Annotated in this window: 15 protein-coding genes and 1 riboswitch; of the genes, 8 read left to right on the top strand and 7 right to left on the bottom strand. The window is 68.1% G+C overall.

Features of this window, described 5'->3' with window-relative positions:
• Positions 1–156 precede the first annotated feature (156 nt).
• On the top strand, positions 157–2,610 hold the full coding sequence (locus tag AVE30378_RS14125; protein ID WP_129241508.1) for a TonB-dependent receptor: 2,454 nt from the start codon (positions 157–159) through the stop codon (positions 2,608–2,610).
• A gap of 189 nt (positions 2,611–2,799) precedes the next feature.
• On the opposite strand, the gene AVE30378_RS14115 is transcribed toward AVE30378_RS14125, so the two are convergent.
• Positions 2,800–3,681, bottom strand: coding sequence for a LysR family transcriptional regulator (locus AVE30378_RS14115; protein WP_165360186.1), 882 nt, complete (start codon positions 3,679–3,681; stop codon positions 2,800–2,802).
• Between the two features lie 143 nt (positions 3,682–3,824).
• Here AVE30378_RS14115 and AVE30378_RS14110 point away from each other — a divergent pair, with 143 nt between their 5' ends.
• Genes AVE30378_RS14110 through AVE30378_RS14095 form a run of 4 tightly spaced genes read left to right on the top strand, consistent with a single transcriptional unit; the run spans position 3,825 to position 6,794 of the window.
• Positions 3,825–4,256, top strand: a complete 432-nt coding sequence (locus AVE30378_RS14110; protein ID WP_062684611.1) for a VOC family protein — start codon at positions 3,825–3,827, stop codon at positions 4,254–4,256.
• A 24-nt stretch (positions 4,257–4,280) separates the two neighbouring features.
• Entirely contained in the window at positions 4,281–5,012 is a 732-nt protein-coding gene (gene pxpB, locus AVE30378_RS14105; protein WP_129241506.1) for a 5-oxoprolinase subunit PxpB, read from the top strand.
• On the top strand, positions 5,009–6,001 hold the full coding sequence (locus AVE30378_RS14100) for a 5-oxoprolinase subunit C family protein (protein ID WP_129241505.1): 993 nt from the start codon (positions 5,009–5,011) through the stop codon (positions 5,999–6,001). The genes pxpB and AVE30378_RS14100 overlap by 4 nt, the downstream gene beginning before the upstream one ends.
• A 13-nt stretch (positions 6,002–6,014) precedes the next feature.
• Complete coding sequence (locus AVE30378_RS14095) at positions 6,015–6,794, top strand: LamB/YcsF family protein (protein ID WP_129241504.1); 780 nt, start codon at positions 6,015–6,017, stop codon at positions 6,792–6,794.
• On the opposite strand, the gene AVE30378_RS14090 is transcribed toward AVE30378_RS14095, so the two are convergent.
• Together AVE30378_RS14090 and AVE30378_RS14085 are read right to left on the bottom strand one after the other, a co-directional pair.
• Positions 6,779–7,480, bottom strand: coding sequence for a GntR family transcriptional regulator (locus tag AVE30378_RS14090; protein WP_244235042.1), 702 nt, complete (start codon positions 7,478–7,480; stop codon positions 6,779–6,781). The two genes, AVE30378_RS14095 and AVE30378_RS14090, sit on opposite strands and share 16 nt — an antisense overlap.
• A 250-nt stretch (positions 7,481–7,730) precedes the next feature.
• On the bottom strand, positions 7,731–8,369 hold the full coding sequence (locus tag AVE30378_RS14085; RefSeq protein WP_129241502.1) for a trimeric intracellular cation channel family protein: 639 nt from the start codon (positions 8,367–8,369) through the stop codon (positions 7,731–7,733).
• Between the two features lie 222 nt (positions 8,370–8,591).
• On the opposite strand from AVE30378_RS14085, the gene AVE30378_RS14080 reads away from it, so the two are divergent.
• Positions 8,592–9,461, top strand: a complete 870-nt coding sequence (locus AVE30378_RS14080) for a universal stress protein (RefSeq protein ID WP_129241501.1) — start codon at positions 8,592–8,594, stop codon at positions 9,459–9,461.
• Positions 9,462–9,652: 191 nt separating this feature from the next.
• On the opposite strand, the gene AVE30378_RS14075 is transcribed toward AVE30378_RS14080, so the two are convergent.
• From AVE30378_RS14075 to AVE30378_RS14060, 4 genes are all read right to left on the bottom strand, one after another.
• Complete coding sequence (locus AVE30378_RS14075) at positions 9,653–10,900, bottom strand: muropeptide transporter (RefSeq protein ID WP_129241500.1); 1,248 nt, start codon at positions 10,898–10,900, stop codon at positions 9,653–9,655.
• A 107-nt stretch (positions 10,901–11,007) separates the two neighbouring features.
• Entirely contained in the window at positions 11,008–11,622 is a 615-nt protein-coding gene (gene metW / locus AVE30378_RS14070; RefSeq protein ID WP_129241499.1) for a methionine biosynthesis protein MetW, read from the bottom strand.
• A complete protein-coding gene (gene metX / locus AVE30378_RS14065) occupies positions 11,619–12,878 on the bottom strand; it encodes a homoserine O-succinyltransferase MetX (RefSeq protein WP_129241498.1) in 1,260 nt (419 codons plus the stop codon). The genes metW and metX overlap by 4 nt, the downstream gene beginning before the upstream one ends.
• Positions 12,868–12,949: riboswitch (SAM riboswitch) on the bottom strand. (Overlaps the previous gene by 11 nt.)
• 86 nt (positions 12,950–13,035) lie before the next feature.
• Positions 13,036–13,791: a GntR family transcriptional regulator gene (locus AVE30378_RS14060; RefSeq protein WP_129241497.1), complete on the bottom strand. Its 756-nt coding sequence runs from the start codon at positions 13,789–13,791 to the stop codon at positions 13,036–13,038.
• A 180-nt stretch (positions 13,792–13,971) separates the two neighbouring features.
• Here AVE30378_RS14060 and AVE30378_RS14055 point away from each other — a divergent pair, with 180 nt between their 5' ends.
• Positions 13,972–14,253, top strand: a complete 282-nt coding sequence (locus tag AVE30378_RS14055) for a UxaA family hydrolase (protein ID WP_129241496.1) — start codon at positions 13,972–13,974, stop codon at positions 14,251–14,253.
• 28 nt (positions 14,254–14,281) lie between these two features.
• Positions 14,282–15,457: a UxaA family hydrolase gene (locus tag AVE30378_RS14050; RefSeq protein WP_129241495.1), complete on the top strand. Its 1,176-nt coding sequence runs from the start codon at positions 14,282–14,284 to the stop codon at positions 15,455–15,457.
• The last annotated feature ends 53 nt before the right edge of the window (positions 15,458–15,510 follow it).

Below are 15,510 nucleotides of genomic sequence, written 5' to 3'. Positions count from 1 at the left end.
CTTTTCCGCTGCTCGTTCGATTAACAGGGGAAGAGGACCCCGCGGACACGCGCCGCGCCCGTGCGGCAATACCCGTCCGGGACGGCCGGCCCATGCCCCGCGCCTGCCAGCGGTGGACCTCTCCTTGCCCACCCCCATTACAAGGAAAGCCGCCCCATGCGCCGCCTGCAGCACCATGCCCACCCGGGGTTGTCCCCCTCCCTATTGCCGCGCCCCGTCGCCGTGAACCGCATAGTGCGCAAGGCCCTGCTCGGCGCGATCCTGATGACGGGCGCGGCCGTCGGCACGGCCTATGCGCAAGCCGCCGAGCGCGCTGCCGCGGCCGCCGTCCATGCCTACGACGTTCCCGCCGGCCCCCTGGCGGGCGCTTTGAGCCGCTTCGCGGACCAGGCCAACATTCTTCTCAGCGTGCCCGCGGACATGACGGCCGGCAAGACCAGCCCCGGGGTGCGCGGCGCGTATACCGTCGACGCCGCCTTCCGGATACTGCTTGGCAGCACCGGCCTGCAAGCCGTGCGCCGGGCCGACGGCGGCTACTCGCTGCGGCCCGCGCCCGCGGCTGCCGAAACCACCCTGCCCGCCGTGCTGGTCACCGGCTCGGCCGCCGCCGCGGCCGAGCCCTACCCCGGCGGCGAGGTGGCGCGCGGAGCCAGGATCGGCCTGCTCGGCGACAGGGACTTCCTCGACACCCCCTTCAGCGTGACGTCGTACACGTCCAAGCTGATCGAGGACCAGCAGGCGCAGAACATCGGCGACGTCCTGGTGAACGACCCCTCGGTGCGCAACACCTATTCGCGCGGCGCGGGCCGCGACGAATTCAATATCCGCGGCTTTACGCTGTTCAATTACGACGTTGCCTACAACGGCCTCTACGGCATCTCCCCGCGCAACTCCACCTCGCTGATCGGCATCGAGCGCGTCGAGGTGCTGCGCGGCCCCAACGCGCTGCTCAACGGCATGGCGCCGTTCGGTTCGGTCGGCGGCTCGATCAACCTGGTGCCCAAGCGCGCCGGCGCCGACCCGCTGAACCGCGTCACGCTTTCCTATATCGAGAACAACCAGTTCGGCGTGCAGGCGGACATCGCGCGCCGGTTCGGCGAAGACCAGCGCGCCGGCGTGCGCCTGAACGCGCTGCGCAGCGGCGGCGATATGAACATCTCCGGCGCCGGCGAAGACATGGGCGCCTTCTCGCTCGGGCTGGATTATCGCGGCAACCGCTTCCGCATCGAGGGCGACATCAACTACCAGAACCGCGTGACCGACGCGCGCAGCGGCCTGCTGTTCCCGCCCTCCCCGGGCGAGGACATCGGCCATGCGCCGGATCCGAAGCGCAACTTCTTCCCCGACTGGACCTACTGGAAGGCGAAGGAGTGGACCGGCGACGTGCGCGCGGAATACGACCTCTCCGACGACTGGACCGTGTACGGCGCGCTGGGTGCGCGCAAGCACGACTTCGAAAGCCTGCAGACCACCTGGCTGATGCTCGACTCGGACGGCATGATCGGCTCCATCCCCGCGCGCCTGAACGAAAAACTGTGGAGCAAGACCGGCGAAGTCGGCATCCGCGGCCGCTTCGATACCGGCCCGATCAAGCACGAGCCCGTGCTGTCGGCCAGCTTCCTCGATATCGACTATTCGTCGGCGCGCGTGCGCTCCTCCAGCACGGTGTTCTCCGACCTGTACCATCCCGCCGACCTGGCCAAACCGTCCATCCCCAAGCCCAGCGACCTGGGCAAGACCAGCGAAACGCGGCTGTACAGCGTTGCGCTGGCCGACACCCTTTCGGCACTGGACGGCGCGGTGCAGTTGACCGGCGGCCTGCGCCAGCAGCGCGTGCAGTCGGTGAACTACAACCCCGCCACGGGCGACCGCGTATCGGACTACGGCAAATCGGCCGTCACGCCGGCGATCGCGCTGACGGTGAGGCCGACCCGGGAACTGGCGCTGTACGGCAACTACATCGAGGGTTTGAGCCAGGGCGGCACGGCCCCGGCCGAAGCCGCGAATGCCGGCGAAACTTTCAAGCCCGACGTATCCAAGCAATATGAAGTCGGCGTCAAGTACGACTTCGGCACCGTTGCGACCACCCTGAGCGCATTCCAGATCGAACAGCCCAGCGCCTACCTGGACCCGGATACGATGCGCTACCAGGCCGCCGGCAGGCAGCGCAACCGCGGCCTGGAATTCCTGGTGCAGGGCGAGCCGGTGCGCCGCGTGCGGCTCTTGGGCGGCGTGGCCTACACCGCCGGTGTCCTGACCAAGACGGAGGGCGGCGTGAACGACGGCCACGTCGCGCCCGCCGTGCCGCGCTGGCAGTTCAACGCCGCGGCGGAATGGGATACGCCTTTCGTGGAAGGCCTGACCCTGATGGCGCGTGTGCTGCGCACCAGCACGCAATACGTCGATGCGGCGAACACGCAGCAACTGCCGAGCTGGACCCGCTACGACGTCGGCGCGCGCTATGCGATGAACATCAACGGCACGCCGGTGACCTTGCGGGCGACGGTGGAGAACGTGTTCAACAAGCACTACTGGCTGTCGGCCGCGCGTGAAGGCCTGACGGTGGCGGCGCCGCGCACGGTCCTGCTGTCCGTGACCGCGGAGTTCTAGTGCGGCTGTCCGCCGGCGGCCCCTCGCCCGCGCCGGACGCCGCGTCCGCGCGGGCGGCGGCGCCCCGCGCCTGAAATGGCTGGACCTCCACAATCTCCTGGGGGTCGTCACCCTGATCTGGGCCGCGCTGGACCTGGCCGCGATCGCGATCCTGGGCAGCGGCCTCTACCTTTGGCGCAAGCGCAAGAACTAGCCGCGCGCAGAATCGGATTCGGAGGCCGCGCGCGCCAGGCATTCCGCCATCTTGCCCCCCACGCTCCCCGCATCGAACGGCAGCCGCCCGATGATCCCGATCTCCCGGTAGAACGCCGCCTCGCCCAGGGACACCAGGCGCAACCCGTCCAGGTCCAGCCCCCGCAACCGCGGCAGCAACGCCACGCCCAGCCCGTGCCGCACCATATTGGCGATGGCCTCGATCTCGTCCAGCTCCACCGCTTCGTGCACCGCGATGCGCTGCTTCTTCAGGAACAGGTCCACCACCCGCCCGCCGAACGACGCCCGGTCGTAGCGGATGAACGGCTGCGCCGCCAGCAACTCGCGCCACGGCGCCGGCTCCATCGATGCCGGCATCGCCAGCACCACTTCCTCGCGCAGCAGCGGCTGCCACCCCAGTTCCGGCGGCAGGGTGAAGGGCGGCCGGATCATCATGGCCATGTCCACCTCGCCCGCGTCCACCTGCCCCAGCAGCGACAGCGACACGCCCGGCACGACGCGCACGCGGACATCGGGATAGACCGCGCGGAACTCGCCCAGGGCGCGCACCAGCAGATCCTGCTGCACCGAGGCGATGGCCCCGATCCGCAGCGACCCGCTCACATGGCCGGCCCCGGCCGTGGCCGCCATGCGCTCGGCCATGGCGACCAGTTCTTCCGCCTGCGGCAGCATCTCGCGGCCATTGGCGTTCAGCACCGCCGCCCGCGCGCCGCGGTCGAACAGCGCCACGCCCAGGTATTCCTCCAGGCGCTTGATCTGGGCGCTGACGGCGGACTGGGTCAGGCCCAGTTGGGCCCCCGCGCCGGTAAAGGTGCCGTCGCGCGCCACCGCGATAAAGGTCTTGAATTCTTTGATCACGATCAATTTTTTCGATGCTAAGACACAAAAAATATCGTTTTTTGATCAAAAAAACAATTAATAAAATAGCGGCTGGTGCCAAGGCCAGCCCGCGCTCGCGGCGGTCCGCAATCCCATCGTCACTTTTTGTCCCGGAGCTTTTCATGACCGCTCAAACCAACCTGCCGCCGTTCCACCTGGCCTTCCCGGTCCGCGACCTGGCCGAAGCCCGCGCCTTCTATGGCGAAAAACTGGGCTGTCCGGAGGGCCGCAGCTCGCCCGAATGGATCGATTTCAACTTCTACGGCCACCAGATCGTGGCGCACCTGGCACCCAGCGAATGCGGCCACCGCGCCACCAGCGCCGTGGATTCGCATAATGTGCCCGTGCGCCATTTCGGCGCGGTGCTTTCCATGGAACAATGGGAGGCCATGGCCCAGCGCCTGACCGACGCCGGCACTGAATTCGTCATCGAGCCCTACATCCGGTTCAAGGGCGAGGTCGGTGAACAGGCCACCATGTTCTTCCTGGATCCGTCGGGCAATGCGCTGGAGTTCAAGGCGTTCAAGAATATGGATTCGTTGTTCGCCAAGTAAATCCGTCCTACAGGTTTCGTGTCGTTGAACGCCCTATCAGAACCCCCTTCTCCGGCCGAAACCTCCTGGCGCATCCTGCCCCAGGGTGACCGCTGCCTCATCGTTTCCTTTGGCGACCGCATCGACGCGGCGGTGGGCAGGACCTGTCTGGCCGCCGCCGCCAGGCTGCGCGACGCGCGGCTTCCCGGCGTGACCGACGTGGTGCCCTCGTTCGTCGCGGTGGCCGTGCACTACCGGCCCGGCGCGCACGGCGGCCCCACCTATGCCCAGCTTGCCGAACGCATCGGGCAACTGCTGGCCGAAGGCATCCGCGCCGACGCCTCGGGCGGCCGCGAAGTCGACATCCCCGTCTGCTACGGCGGCGAACACGGCCCCGACCTGGACGAAGTGGCCCGGGCCGCCGGCCTCACCCCCGAAGGCGTCATCGAACTGCACAGCCAACCCCGCAGCATGGTGTTCATGCTGGGGTTCGCGCCGGGCCACGCCTACCTGGGCGTGCACGACGAAAAACTGAACATCCCGCGCCGCCCGTCTCCGCGCACCGCCGTGCCGGCCGGCGCGGTGGCGGTGGCCAACCGCCAGACCGTGATCTACCCGAACCGCCTGCCCGGCGGCTGGAACATCATCGGCGCCACGCCCTTGACCATGTTCGATCCGGCCCGCGAGCCCGCCGCCCTGCTCCAGCCCGGCGACTCGGTCCGCTTCGTGCCCATCACCCCCGAGGAATTCGACCGCATCCGGGAGGCCGGACGATGAGCGTGACCGTGATCAAGCCCGGCATGCTGTCCAGCTTCCAGGACCGCGGCCGCGAGGGCTACCAGCACCAGGGCATTCCCGCCGCGGGCGCGATGGACGAACGCGCGCACCGGCTGGCCAACGCGCTGGCGGGCAACCCGGACGACCCCGCCACGCTGGAAATGACGCTGACGGGCCCCACGCTGCGCTTCGACGCGCCGGCGTGCTTCGCGCTGGCGGGCGCCGACCTGGGCGCCACCCTGAACGGCCGGGACCTTCCCATCCACCGCCCGCTGGTCGCGCGGGCCGGCGACACGCTGGCCTTCGGCGCCAGGCCGGCCGCGGGAGTGCGCGGCTACCTGGCGGTCCACGGCGGCTTCGCGCTGCCGCGCGTCATGGGCAGCGAAAGCACTTATCTGCGCAGCGGCTTCGGCGGTTTCCAGGGACGCGCGCTGGCCAAGGGCGACCAGGTGCCCCTGCGGGCCCCGCTGGTCGGCGGCCGCGACCTGGACGCCCTGCAGGACGCGCTGTGGCAATTGCGCGTCTACCTGCCGGCGGCGCTGGGCGCCAAGCGCCGGGACGCCATCCGCTTCCTGCCGGGCATGCACTGGGACGAATTCTCCGAAGCCTCCCGCCAGGACTTCGCCGGATCGGAATTCCGCATCAGCCCGCAATCCGACCGCATGGGCTACCGCCTGCTGGGTCCGGCGCTGTCCATGAGCCAGCCGCGCCAGATGCTGTCGGAGGCCGCCTGCTTCGGCACCGTGCAGGTGCCCTCGGGCGGCGAAGCCATCATTCTCATGGCCGACCGGCAGACCACCGGCGGCTATCCCAAGATCGCGCAGATCGCCACGGTGGACCTGCCCATCCTGGCGCAATGCGCTCCCGGACAGACGCTGCGCTTCCAGCCCATCGGGCTGGAAGAGGCGCAGCGCCTGGACAGCGAGCGCGAGCGCGCCTTTACGCAACTGCAAGAAGCGCTGGCGCCGCTGCGCGCGCTCCTGGCCTAGAAAGGAAACCGCCATGACCACTCGAATCGACCTGAACTGCGACATGGGCGAAAGCTATGGCGCCTGGACCATGGGCAACGACGCGGCGGTGCTGCAATACGTCAGTTCCGCCAACATCGCCTGTGGCTTCCATGGCGGCGATCCGGCCACCATGCGCAAGACCGTGGCGGCCGCCCTCGAGCAGGGCGTGGCGCTGGGCGCGCACCCCAGCCTTCAGGACCTGGCCGGCTTCGGCCGCCGCGTCATCCAGATCGGCCCCGACGAGGCCTACGACATCGTGGTCTACCAGATCGGGGCGCTGGCCGGCGTCGCCGCCTCGCAGGGCGCGCGGCTGCATCACGTCAAGGCGCACGGCGCCCTCTACAACATGGCGGCCAAGGACGAAGGCCTGGCGCGCGCCATCTGCCAGGCCGTCAAGGACGTGGATGCCTCGCTGATCCTGTACGGGCTGGCCGGCAGCAAGCTGATCGACGCGGCCCGCGCCATCGGCCTGGATGCCGCCAGCGAAGTCTTCGCCGACCGCTCCTACCAGGACGACGGTTCGCTCACGCCGCGCACGCGCGCCGGCGCGATGATCGAAGACGTGGACCAGGCGGTGGCGCAGGTCGTGCGCATGGTGCGCGAAGGCAAGGTGCGTTCGGTGGACGGCAAGGACGTGCCGGTGCGGGCGGACACCCTCTGCATCCACGGCGACCAGCCCAACGCCCTGGTGTTCGCCAACGGCATACGCCAGGCCCTGGAAAAGGCCGGCATCGAAGTGCGCACGCCTCCCCGGGGTCAGGCGCGCCCGTAGCGCGGCGCCAGGTCTTCCGCGTCCTGCAGCGCGGCGTCCCGGTACGCATCCACGACCGCCGGCAGCACATCCGCCAGGTAATCGCGCGCCAGGAAGGCCGCGCGCTCGACGTCCCGGACCGCCATCGCGTCGACGATGCCGCGGGTGCAGGCCTGGATGGCGCTGGACGCCATCGACCGCCGGGCCAGCAGGTAGCGCAGCGGCTCGATCTGTTCATATAGCTTGCTGAGCATGCCGGCCAGCGGGGTGTTGCCCGTGCTGCGGGCCGCGGCCAGGTAGAACTCGCAAGCCGCCGAGATGCAGGCGCGCACGTCGCCGCCGGCCAGCGCCGCGGCGATCGCGCCGTCATGGCGGCGCAGTTCGCCCAGCAGCGGCGCCAGGTCGTCGGCCACGGCCGCCTGGCGCAGGCAATAGGCCTCCAGTTCCGCGCGCAGCAGGTACAGGTGGCGGACCTGCGTTTCCGTATAGAGGGTGGCCCGGAAGCCCTTGCGCTGAACGTGCGTGACCAGGCCGCTCAATTCCAGCAGGCGCAGCGCTTCCCGTATGGGGCTGCGGCTGGTGCCGAAACGTTGCTCCAGTTCCTGTTCCCGTAGCGGCTGGCCGGGGCGGATCGTCCCGTCCACTATCAATTCACGAATCTGTTCCTGTAGGAAATATGGAATCGTGGCGGGCGCTTTGACGTCCAATCGGCTCCCCTTGTGCTGCGTGTGCATGGTATGCGAACCAGGCAAGATACTAGAAATTTCTTGAAACACAAATAAGAAAATTGTTGCGGATGTGCCAGATGCTCACTTCCGTCGCCTGGTAAACGCGCTGTGGCGTCCGTCGATTGGACCGCAGGCCAATTGTTGCGGATGTGTCGGAGGCTCACTCCCGTCGCCTGGTAAACGCGCTTTGGCATCCACTAATTGGACCGCAGGCCAATTGGTGCGGCGCTCAGTCCCAGTCGTCCCGGTAGACGAACTTGGGCATCTGCCAGTTGAACCGCAGCGCCAGCAGGCGCACCGCCAGGCCGGCGGCAAGCGCGATGGGCACGGCGGCGTTGGCGGACAGGCCCAGCGCCTGCCCTCCCAGGTACAGCCCGCCCGTCACGACCGACACGCTGGCGTAAAGCTCCTTGCGAAAGAGCAGCGGCACTTCGTTGCAGAGCACGTCGCGCAGTACCCCGCCCGCGCAGCCGGTGATCATGCCGCTGATCAGCACCACCGTGATCGGCAACTGCATCATCTGCGCGACCTGGCAGCCGATGACGGTGAACGCCACCAGGCCCAGGGCGTCGGCCAGGAGGAAGAGGCTGCGCAGGCGCCGCATGATCGGCGCGATCAATGCCGTCACGATCGCGGCGCCGCCCGTCATCCACAGGTACTCGGGGTGGATCACCCAGGTCAGGGGGTAATGCCCCAGCAGCACGTCGCGCAGCGACCCGCCGCCCAGCGCGGTCACGCAGGCGATGATGCACACGCCCATCCAGTCCATGTCGCGCCGGCCGGCGGAAAGCGCCGCGGTCATGGCTTCGGCCACGATGGCGACGAGGTACAGCGTATGCAGCAGGAAGGGCGAGATGTCGGAGAACATGGGGCGGTCGCGGTTGGGGCAGGCCCCATTGTATTGAGCCCGGGCCCCGGCGGGCGGCCATTGCCTGGACGCGCGCCATCCCTTACGCTGGGCGTTGCGTTGATATCGATCAAGCCCCGGTCCGGCAAGCAGCGAGACAATGGGGATATGCCCGCAAGGGCGGAACGGCCGGAGCGCACGGACGCGGGAGACGTCGGTCCGGCCACACCCGGGAGAGAACGTATGACACAGCAAACTGGCCCCATCCTGTTGGCGACCGACCTCAGCGCGCGCGGCGACCGCGCCCTGGACCGCGCGCTGCAGTTGGCCAAGGAACTCGACACCAAGCTCATCGTCCTGCATGTCATGGAATCCCATGCCACGCCGGCGCGCCTGACCACGCCCGTCTGGCGCCGCCTGTCGACGGACCACAAGGCCCTGGCCGAACGCGAGCTGGCGGAAGACCTGGCGGCCGCCGACGTGCCGACCGAGGTGGTGGTGGTCAGCGGGGATCCGCTGGCGCGCATCATGGAGACGGCCGACAGCTACGGCTGCTCGCTGATCGTCACCGGCATCGCGCGCGACGAAACGCTGGGCCGGCTGCTGCTGGGGACCACCGTGGAAAAGCTGGCCCGCCAGGCCCGCCAACCGGTGCTGGTCGTCAAGACCCGTCCGCGCAGGCCGTACCGCGACGTGCTGGTGGCCACCGACTTCTCCGACGGCTCGCGCCAGGCCCTGCGCGCCGCGCTGCAACTGGTGCCCAACGCCAACCTGACGCTCTTCCACGCCTACGACGTGCCGTTCCAGGGCAAGAACGTGCCGGACGAGACCGTCACGCGCAACTTCTACAAGGCCGCCGAACAGAGCGCCCGGGAGTTCACCACCGCGACGCCCGAACTGGCCAACGTCACCGCCCCCAAGGTGGTGCTGGAATGCGGCCAGCCGGAAACCGTGCTGTCCGAGTACTCGTTCAACCACCGCTCCGACCTGGTCGTGACGGGCACGCACGGCCGCACCGGCATCCTGCGCACCGCCATCGGCAGCGTGGCCGAACGGCTGCTGGAATCCCTGCCCAGCGACGTGCTGATCGTCAGGCTGGTGGGCGAAGAGTAAGGGCTGCGCCGGGCGCCTGCCGCAAGAGCGCCAGGTGTCTGACACCCGATACGCGATGGAGGTACGGATTGAAGCAATGCCCCCCGGGTGTCTGACACCCGGGGAACAGGAAACAGTCTGCCCATGGCAGCATGGGTTGCGCGCGCTGAAGAACGGAGTCCTCGTGGAGAGGATCTCGCGCTCCACCCATCCTACGAATCGCCTTGCTTTTCCATGGTTTCTATCGTGCCGCGCAACATCTTCAGCAGCACCAGGCCGGGCAGCGCGATCGCCACGGTCAGCAGGAAGAAACCGGGCCAGCCCATGCGCTCGACCAGCGGCGGCGTGAGGGGCCCGGCCAGATAGGTTCGGCCCACGGCCGACAGCGCCGACAGCAGCGCGAACTGGGTCGCGGAGAACTGCTGGCGGCACAACGCCATCAGCAGCCCGACGAACGACGCCGTGCCCAGGCCGCCGCACAGGTTCTCGATCCCCACGCCGCCGGCCATCAGCCAGATGCTCTTGGGGCTGACGGCGATCAGCCAGTACGCCAGGTTCGACACCGCCTGGAGCAGGCCGAAGGCCATCAGCGACCGGTACAGGCCCCAGCGCGACATGAGTGATCCGCCGGCCAGCGCGCCGATGATGGTCGCGGCCAGCCCCAGCACCTTGTTCACGGTGCCCACTTCGGTCGGGGAGAACCCCGCGCCGCGGATCAGGAACGTGGTCGACAAGGCGCCCGCGAAAGCGTCGCCCAGCTTGTACAGCACGATCAGCAGCAGCACGGCCACCGCCCCGCGCCGCGTGAAGAATTCGCGCAGGGGTTCGCCCACCGCCGCGCGCAGATTGCGCGGCGCGCTGGCGACGTGCTCGGGTTCCGGCGCCCACAGCGTGGCCAATGCGCACAGCAGCATCAGCCCTCCCATCAGCACGTAGGTATTGCCCCAGCCTATCCACTGGTCCGCCAGGATCAGCGCCAGCCCTCCCGACACGATCATGGCCAGCCGGTAGCCCATGACCTTGATGGCCGCGCCGGCCCCGCGCTCTTCCTTGCGCAGCACGTCGGTGCAATAGGCGTCGAAAGCGATGTCCTGCGTGGCCGACAGGAACGCCACCAGCACCGCCAGCAGGGCAAGGGGTTGCAGCGACGACGACGGCGACAGCGCGCCCATCGCCATGATGGCGGCCGCCAGCAGCAACTGGGTCAGCAGCATCCAGCCGCGCCGCCGCCCCAGCAGCGGCGGGACGTAGCGGTCCACGAAGGGCGCCCACAGGAACTTGAGGGTGTAGGCGGTGCCTACCAGGGTCAGGAAACCGATCTGCTGCAGCGGGACGCCTTCCACGGTGGCCCAGGCCTGCAAGGTGCCGCTGGTCAGGGCCAGCGGCAATCCGCTGGCGAAGCCCAGGACCAGCAACGGGGCCACGCGGGGGCTGGTATAGACATTGGTTGCAGCGGTAATGACGGTCTCCTGTAACGCGGCGGCGCGGCGCTACAGGCTGGCGCCGCGGGCTTGCGGCATTTTAGGGCCTGTTCGTCCGGGCCGCGGGGAGGATGCGTGTCGGAATGTCAGGGCGACGCGAAGCGGTACACCGCCAGGGTGCTGCGCCAACTGGGAAACAGCTTCACTTCGCGCCCCTCGTTGAAGGTGGCGCGTTCGAGGATGTCCAGGCGCAGTTCGCCGGCCAGTTGCTCGAAGTCGCGCAGCGTGCACAGGTGGATGTTCGGCGTGTTGTACCACTGGTAGGGCATCTGGCCCGTCACCGGCATGCGGCCGCGCAGGATGGCCCAGCCATGCGGCCAGTAGCCGAAGTTGGGGAACGACACCACGCCGAAACGCGCCACCCGCGCCATTTCGCGCAGGATGTGTTCGGTGCGGTGCATGGATTGCAGGGTCTGCGACAGCACCACGGTGTCGAACTGCTTGTCGTCGAACAGGGCGAGGCCGTCCTCGAGGTTCTGCTGGATGACTTCGACGCCGCGCCGCACGCAGGCGATGACGCAGGTGTCGTCCAGTTCCACGCCCGCGCCGCGCACCTGGCGGTGGTCGCGCAGGTGCGCCAGCAGCGCCCCGTCGCCGCAGCCCAGGTCCAGCACGCGGCTGCCGGGCTCGATCCAGCTTGCGATGCGCGCCAGGTCGGGCCGCAGGACGCTGTGCGCGGGGCGGGGAGTCACGGGATTCATTCGGAGCGTCCTTCGGTCGGGACCGCGGCGCCCAGGCCCAGCTCGCGCGCGATGCGTTCGTAGTAGCCGCGAACCACGGCGTGGTAGCGGGCGTCTTCCAGCAGGAAGGCGTCGTGGCCGTGCGGGGCGTCGATCTCGGCGTAGGTCACCGGGCTGGCGTTCTTCAGCAGCGCCCGGACGATTTCGCGAGAGCGCTCCGGCGGGAATCGCCAATCGGTCGAAAACGACACCAGCAGGAAATCGGCCTTGGCCGGCGCCAGCGCCCGGGCCAGGTCGCCGCCGGTGTTGCGGGCCGGATCGAAGTAATCCAGCGCGCGGGTGATCAGCAGATACGTGTTGGCGTCGAAATAGCGGGTGAATTTCTCGCCCTGGTAGCGCAGGTACGATTCCACCTCGAACTCGACGTCGTAGCCGTAGCGGTAGGCGCCGTTTTCGCCGGGCGCGCGCTGGGCGCGGCCGAACTTCTCGGCCATGTCGTCGTCGGACAGATAGGTGATGTGGCCGATCATGCGCGCCACCGACAGGCCGCGGCGCGGCACGGTGTCCTGCGCGTAGTAATCGCCGCCGTGGAAATCCGGATCGGTGATGATGGCGCGGCGCGCCACCTCGTTGAAGCCGATGTTCTGCGCCGACAGCCGCGGCGTGCTGGCGATCACCACGCAATTGGCGACGCGGTCCGGCAAGGTGATGGCCCAGCTCAGCGCCTGCATGCCGCCCAGCGATCCGCCCATCACGGCCGCGAAGCGCTCGATGCCGAAGTGGTCGGCCACCCGGGCCTGCGCGCGCACCCAATCCTCCACGGTCAGCACCGGAAAGGCCGCGCCCCAGGGCTTGCCGGTTTCCGGATCGATGCTGGCCGGGCCGGTCGAGCCGAAGCAGGACCCCAGGTTGTTGACGCCGATCACGAAGAACACGTCGGTGTCCACCGGCTTGCCGGGGCCGACCATGTTGTCCCACCACCCCACGTCGCTGGGGTTGTCGGCCGCCTGGCCCGCCACGTGGTGCGAGGCATTCAGCGCGTGGCAGATCAGGACGGCGTTGCTGCGCTGGGCGTTGAGCGTGCCGTAGGTTTCCACCGCAAGCTCGTAGGCGGCCAGCGACTGGCCGCTGGACAGCGGCAGCGGCTCATCGAAGCGGATGAAGGTGGGAGCGACGAGGCCGACGGAACCGGGATCAGCGGCATCGGGAGTCGCGGGGGCTGCGGGGACGAACCCGCTGGCCGAATCGCCGGCCAAATTCTGGGCAGGAGTGGTCATACGGACCTCTTTAGCTGGATTTATTGGAAGGCGCCCGCAAGCGGATCAGGCAAATCGGCGCCGAAACTTTGGATACTGCGGCAGGAATTCTAGCACTGCTTGCGCGCGGCGCAGTAGCGGGCGGCATCCCGCCCTGCCGCCCGGGCGCCCACGCCGGTCACGCGCCGGCCTCCCAGGGTTCCTGGCCCAGGTATTCGTAGCGCTCGGTATTCACGCGCGAAATCCGCCATTCGACAGGCTGCCGCTTGTAGGAAAAGGCCACGCGGCGGATCTCCAGCAAGGGGCTGCCTTCGGCCACGCCCAGCGCCCGCGCCTGCGCGCGCTCGGCCAGGCAGGTCCGCAGGCGCTCGTCGGTCGCGATCACGTTCACGCCGAAGACGTCCTGGTACAGCGCGTACAGCGTGCTGGCGCGGTCCCGCAGGTGCGCTTCGGTCATGCCCGGAAAGCACGACTCCGGCAGGCAGAGTTCGTCCATCATGACCACGTCGCCATTGAGCGACAGTACGTTGGAAAACTCGAACACCATCGCGCCCGCCGGCAGGTCCAGCTTTTCGCGGGCGATGGCCGACGCCTTCTGCCGGCGAAAGCGCAGCAGCTCGGTCGTGGGGTAGGACTTGTTCCCGTCCTGCCGCACGATGCGGAAGAACTTGAAGAAGTGGTGGTTGCGCGTATGCACCGCCACGTAGGTGCCGCGCCCCTGATGGCGCACCAGGATGTTCTCCGCGGCCAGTTCGTCGATCGCCTTGCGCAAGGTGCCGATCGACACGCCGAAGCGTTCCGCCAGGAGTTTCTCGGGCGGGATCGCCTCGCCCTGCTTCCACTCGCCTTGCGCCAGCGCGGCCAGCACGGCCTGCTTGACCTGCGCGTACAAGGGACTGCCAAGCGGCACAGTCGATGACAGGCTGGTGTTCATGGGTACATCGCAATAATCAGGAGCCCACAGTGTAGCGGCGGGGACGGAGCCAGCTCAAGTCATATAATTCATATATATGATTTAGTTGACATGGCGGATGCGTGGCCATAAGATTTCCTGGACGTAGCGTTCCGCGCCCGCCGCATCCGGCGGACGCCCAAGCCCAAGAGAGGAAAACAAATGATTCACGCCGTATTGCACGATGCGAAGGACACGGTGGCGGTCGCCGTGGTGGAAGGCGTCACCGCCGGAACGGAACTGAACGCCTGGATCATGGATGAGGACAAGATCATCCACCTGCGCGCGTCGCAGGACATCCCGATCGGCCACAAGGTGGCGATGAAGGACATGGCCGTCGGCGACACCGTCTTCAAGTACGGCGTCGACATCGGCCGCGTGGTGCAGCCCATCCAGGCCGGCCAGCACGCCCACGTGCACAACATCAAGACCAAGCGCTGGTAAGCCCCCCACCCCCGCACAGGAAACCACCATGTCCGTCATCAACGCCTCGACCACATTCCAGGGCTACCGCCGCGACAACGGCCGCGTCGGCGTCCGCAACCACGTCATCGTCCTGCCGGTGGACGACATTTCCAACGCCGCGGCCGAAGCCGTGGCCAACAACATCAAGGGCACCCTCGCCCTGCCCCATCCTTACGGCCGCCTGCAATTCGGCGAGGACCTGGAACTGCACTTCCGCACCCTGATCGGCACCGGCTGCAATCCCAACGTCGCCGCGGTGGTGGTGATCGGCATCGAAGAAGGCTGGACCAAGCGCGTCGTGGACGGCATCGCCGCCACCGGCAAGCCCGTCATGGGATTCAGCATCGAACTGCACGGCGACCACGACACCATCATGCGCGCCTCGCGCTGCGCCAAGGAATTCGTGCACTACGCCACCGCGCTCGGGCGCAGCGAATGCCCCATCGCCGACCTCTGGGTCTCCACCAAATGCGGGGAATCCGACACCACCTCGGGCTGTGGCGCCAACCCCACCGTCGGCAACGCCTTCGACAAGCTCTACGCGCTGGGGTCCACGCTGGTGTTCGGCGAAACCTCCGAACTGACCGGCGGCGAGCACATTGTGGCCGAACGCTGCGCCAACGACGCGGTGCGCGAACGCTTCATGTTCATGTTCAACCGCTACCAGGACATGATCGACCGCTGGAAAACGAGCGACCTGTCCGAATCGCAGCCCACCAAGGGCAACATCGCCGGCGGACTGACGACCATCGAGGAAAAGGCGCTGGGCAACATCCAGAAGATCGGCAAGCAATGCCGCGTGGACGGCGTGATCGACAAGGCCGAGATCCCCGACGGCCCGGGCCTGTGGTTCATGGACTCGTCCTCCGCGGCGGCCGAAATGGTGACCCTGTGCGCGGCATCGGGCTATGCGGTGCACTTCTTCCCCACCGGCCAGGGCAACGTGATCGGCAACCCGATCCTGCCGGTCATCAAGATCTGCGCCAATCCGCGCACCGTGCGCACCATGTCCGAGCACATCGACGTGGACACCAGCGGCCTGCTGCAACGCGAGATCGACCTGGGCCAGGCCGGCGACAAGCTGCTCGAATGCATGCTGGCCACGGCCAACGGCCGCTGGACCGCCGCCGAGGCGCTGGGCCACCGCGAGTTCGTCCTGACCCGGATCTTCGAAAGCGCCTGACCGCAAGACAGGCATAAAAGGGCGCGTCCGCAAGAAAGATTGCGGACGCGCCG

The sequence above is a fragment of the Achromobacter veterisilvae genome (genome assembly GCF_900496975.1).
GTDB classification, from domain to species: domain Bacteria; phylum Pseudomonadota; class Gammaproteobacteria; order Burkholderiales; family Burkholderiaceae_B; genus Achromobacter; species Achromobacter veterisilvae.
The sequence above is the reverse complement of the archived record's forward strand: the minus strand, read 5'-3'. Positions and strand labels throughout refer to the sequence as shown.

What these genes read in the sequence shown, in the direction of transcription:
- metX (WP_129241498.1), bottom strand. Translation starts at nt 12,878, where the DNA reads ATGACCACTCCTGCCCAGAATTTGGCCGGCGATTCGGCCAGCGGGTTC.
- AVE30378_RS14080 (WP_129241501.1), top strand. Translation starts at nt 8,592, where the DNA reads ATGACACAGCAAACTGGCCCCATCCTGTTGGCGACCGACCTCAGCGCG.
- AVE30378_RS14100 (WP_129241505.1), top strand. Translation starts at nt 5,009, where the DNA reads ATGAGCGTGACCGTGATCAAGCCCGGCATGCTGTCCAGCTTCCAGGAC.
- AVE30378_RS14095 (WP_129241504.1), top strand. Translation starts at nt 6,015, where the DNA reads ATGACCACTCGAATCGACCTGAACTGCGACATGGGCGAAAGCTATGGC.
- AVE30378_RS14125 (WP_129241508.1), top strand. Translation starts at nt 157, where the DNA reads ATGCGCCGCCTGCAGCACCATGCCCACCCGGGGTTGTCCCCCTCCCTA.
- AVE30378_RS14050 (WP_129241495.1), top strand. Translation starts at nt 14,282, where the DNA reads ATGTCCGTCATCAACGCCTCGACCACATTCCAGGGCTACCGCCGCGAC.
- AVE30378_RS14085 (WP_129241502.1), bottom strand. Translation starts at nt 8,369, where the DNA reads ATGTTCTCCGACATCTCGCCCTTCCTGCTGCATACGCTGTACCTCGTC.
- metW (WP_129241499.1), bottom strand. Translation starts at nt 11,622, where the DNA reads ATGAATCCCGTGACTCCCCGCCCCGCGCACAGCGTCCTGCGGCCCGAC.
- AVE30378_RS14060 (WP_129241497.1), bottom strand. Translation starts at nt 13,791, where the DNA reads ATGAACACCAGCCTGTCATCGACTGTGCCGCTTGGCAGTCCCTTGTAC.
- AVE30378_RS14110 (WP_062684611.1), top strand. Translation starts at nt 3,825, where the DNA reads ATGACCGCTCAAACCAACCTGCCGCCGTTCCACCTGGCCTTCCCGGTC.
- AVE30378_RS14055 (WP_129241496.1), top strand. Translation starts at nt 13,972, where the DNA reads ATGATTCACGCCGTATTGCACGATGCGAAGGACACGGTGGCGGTCGCC.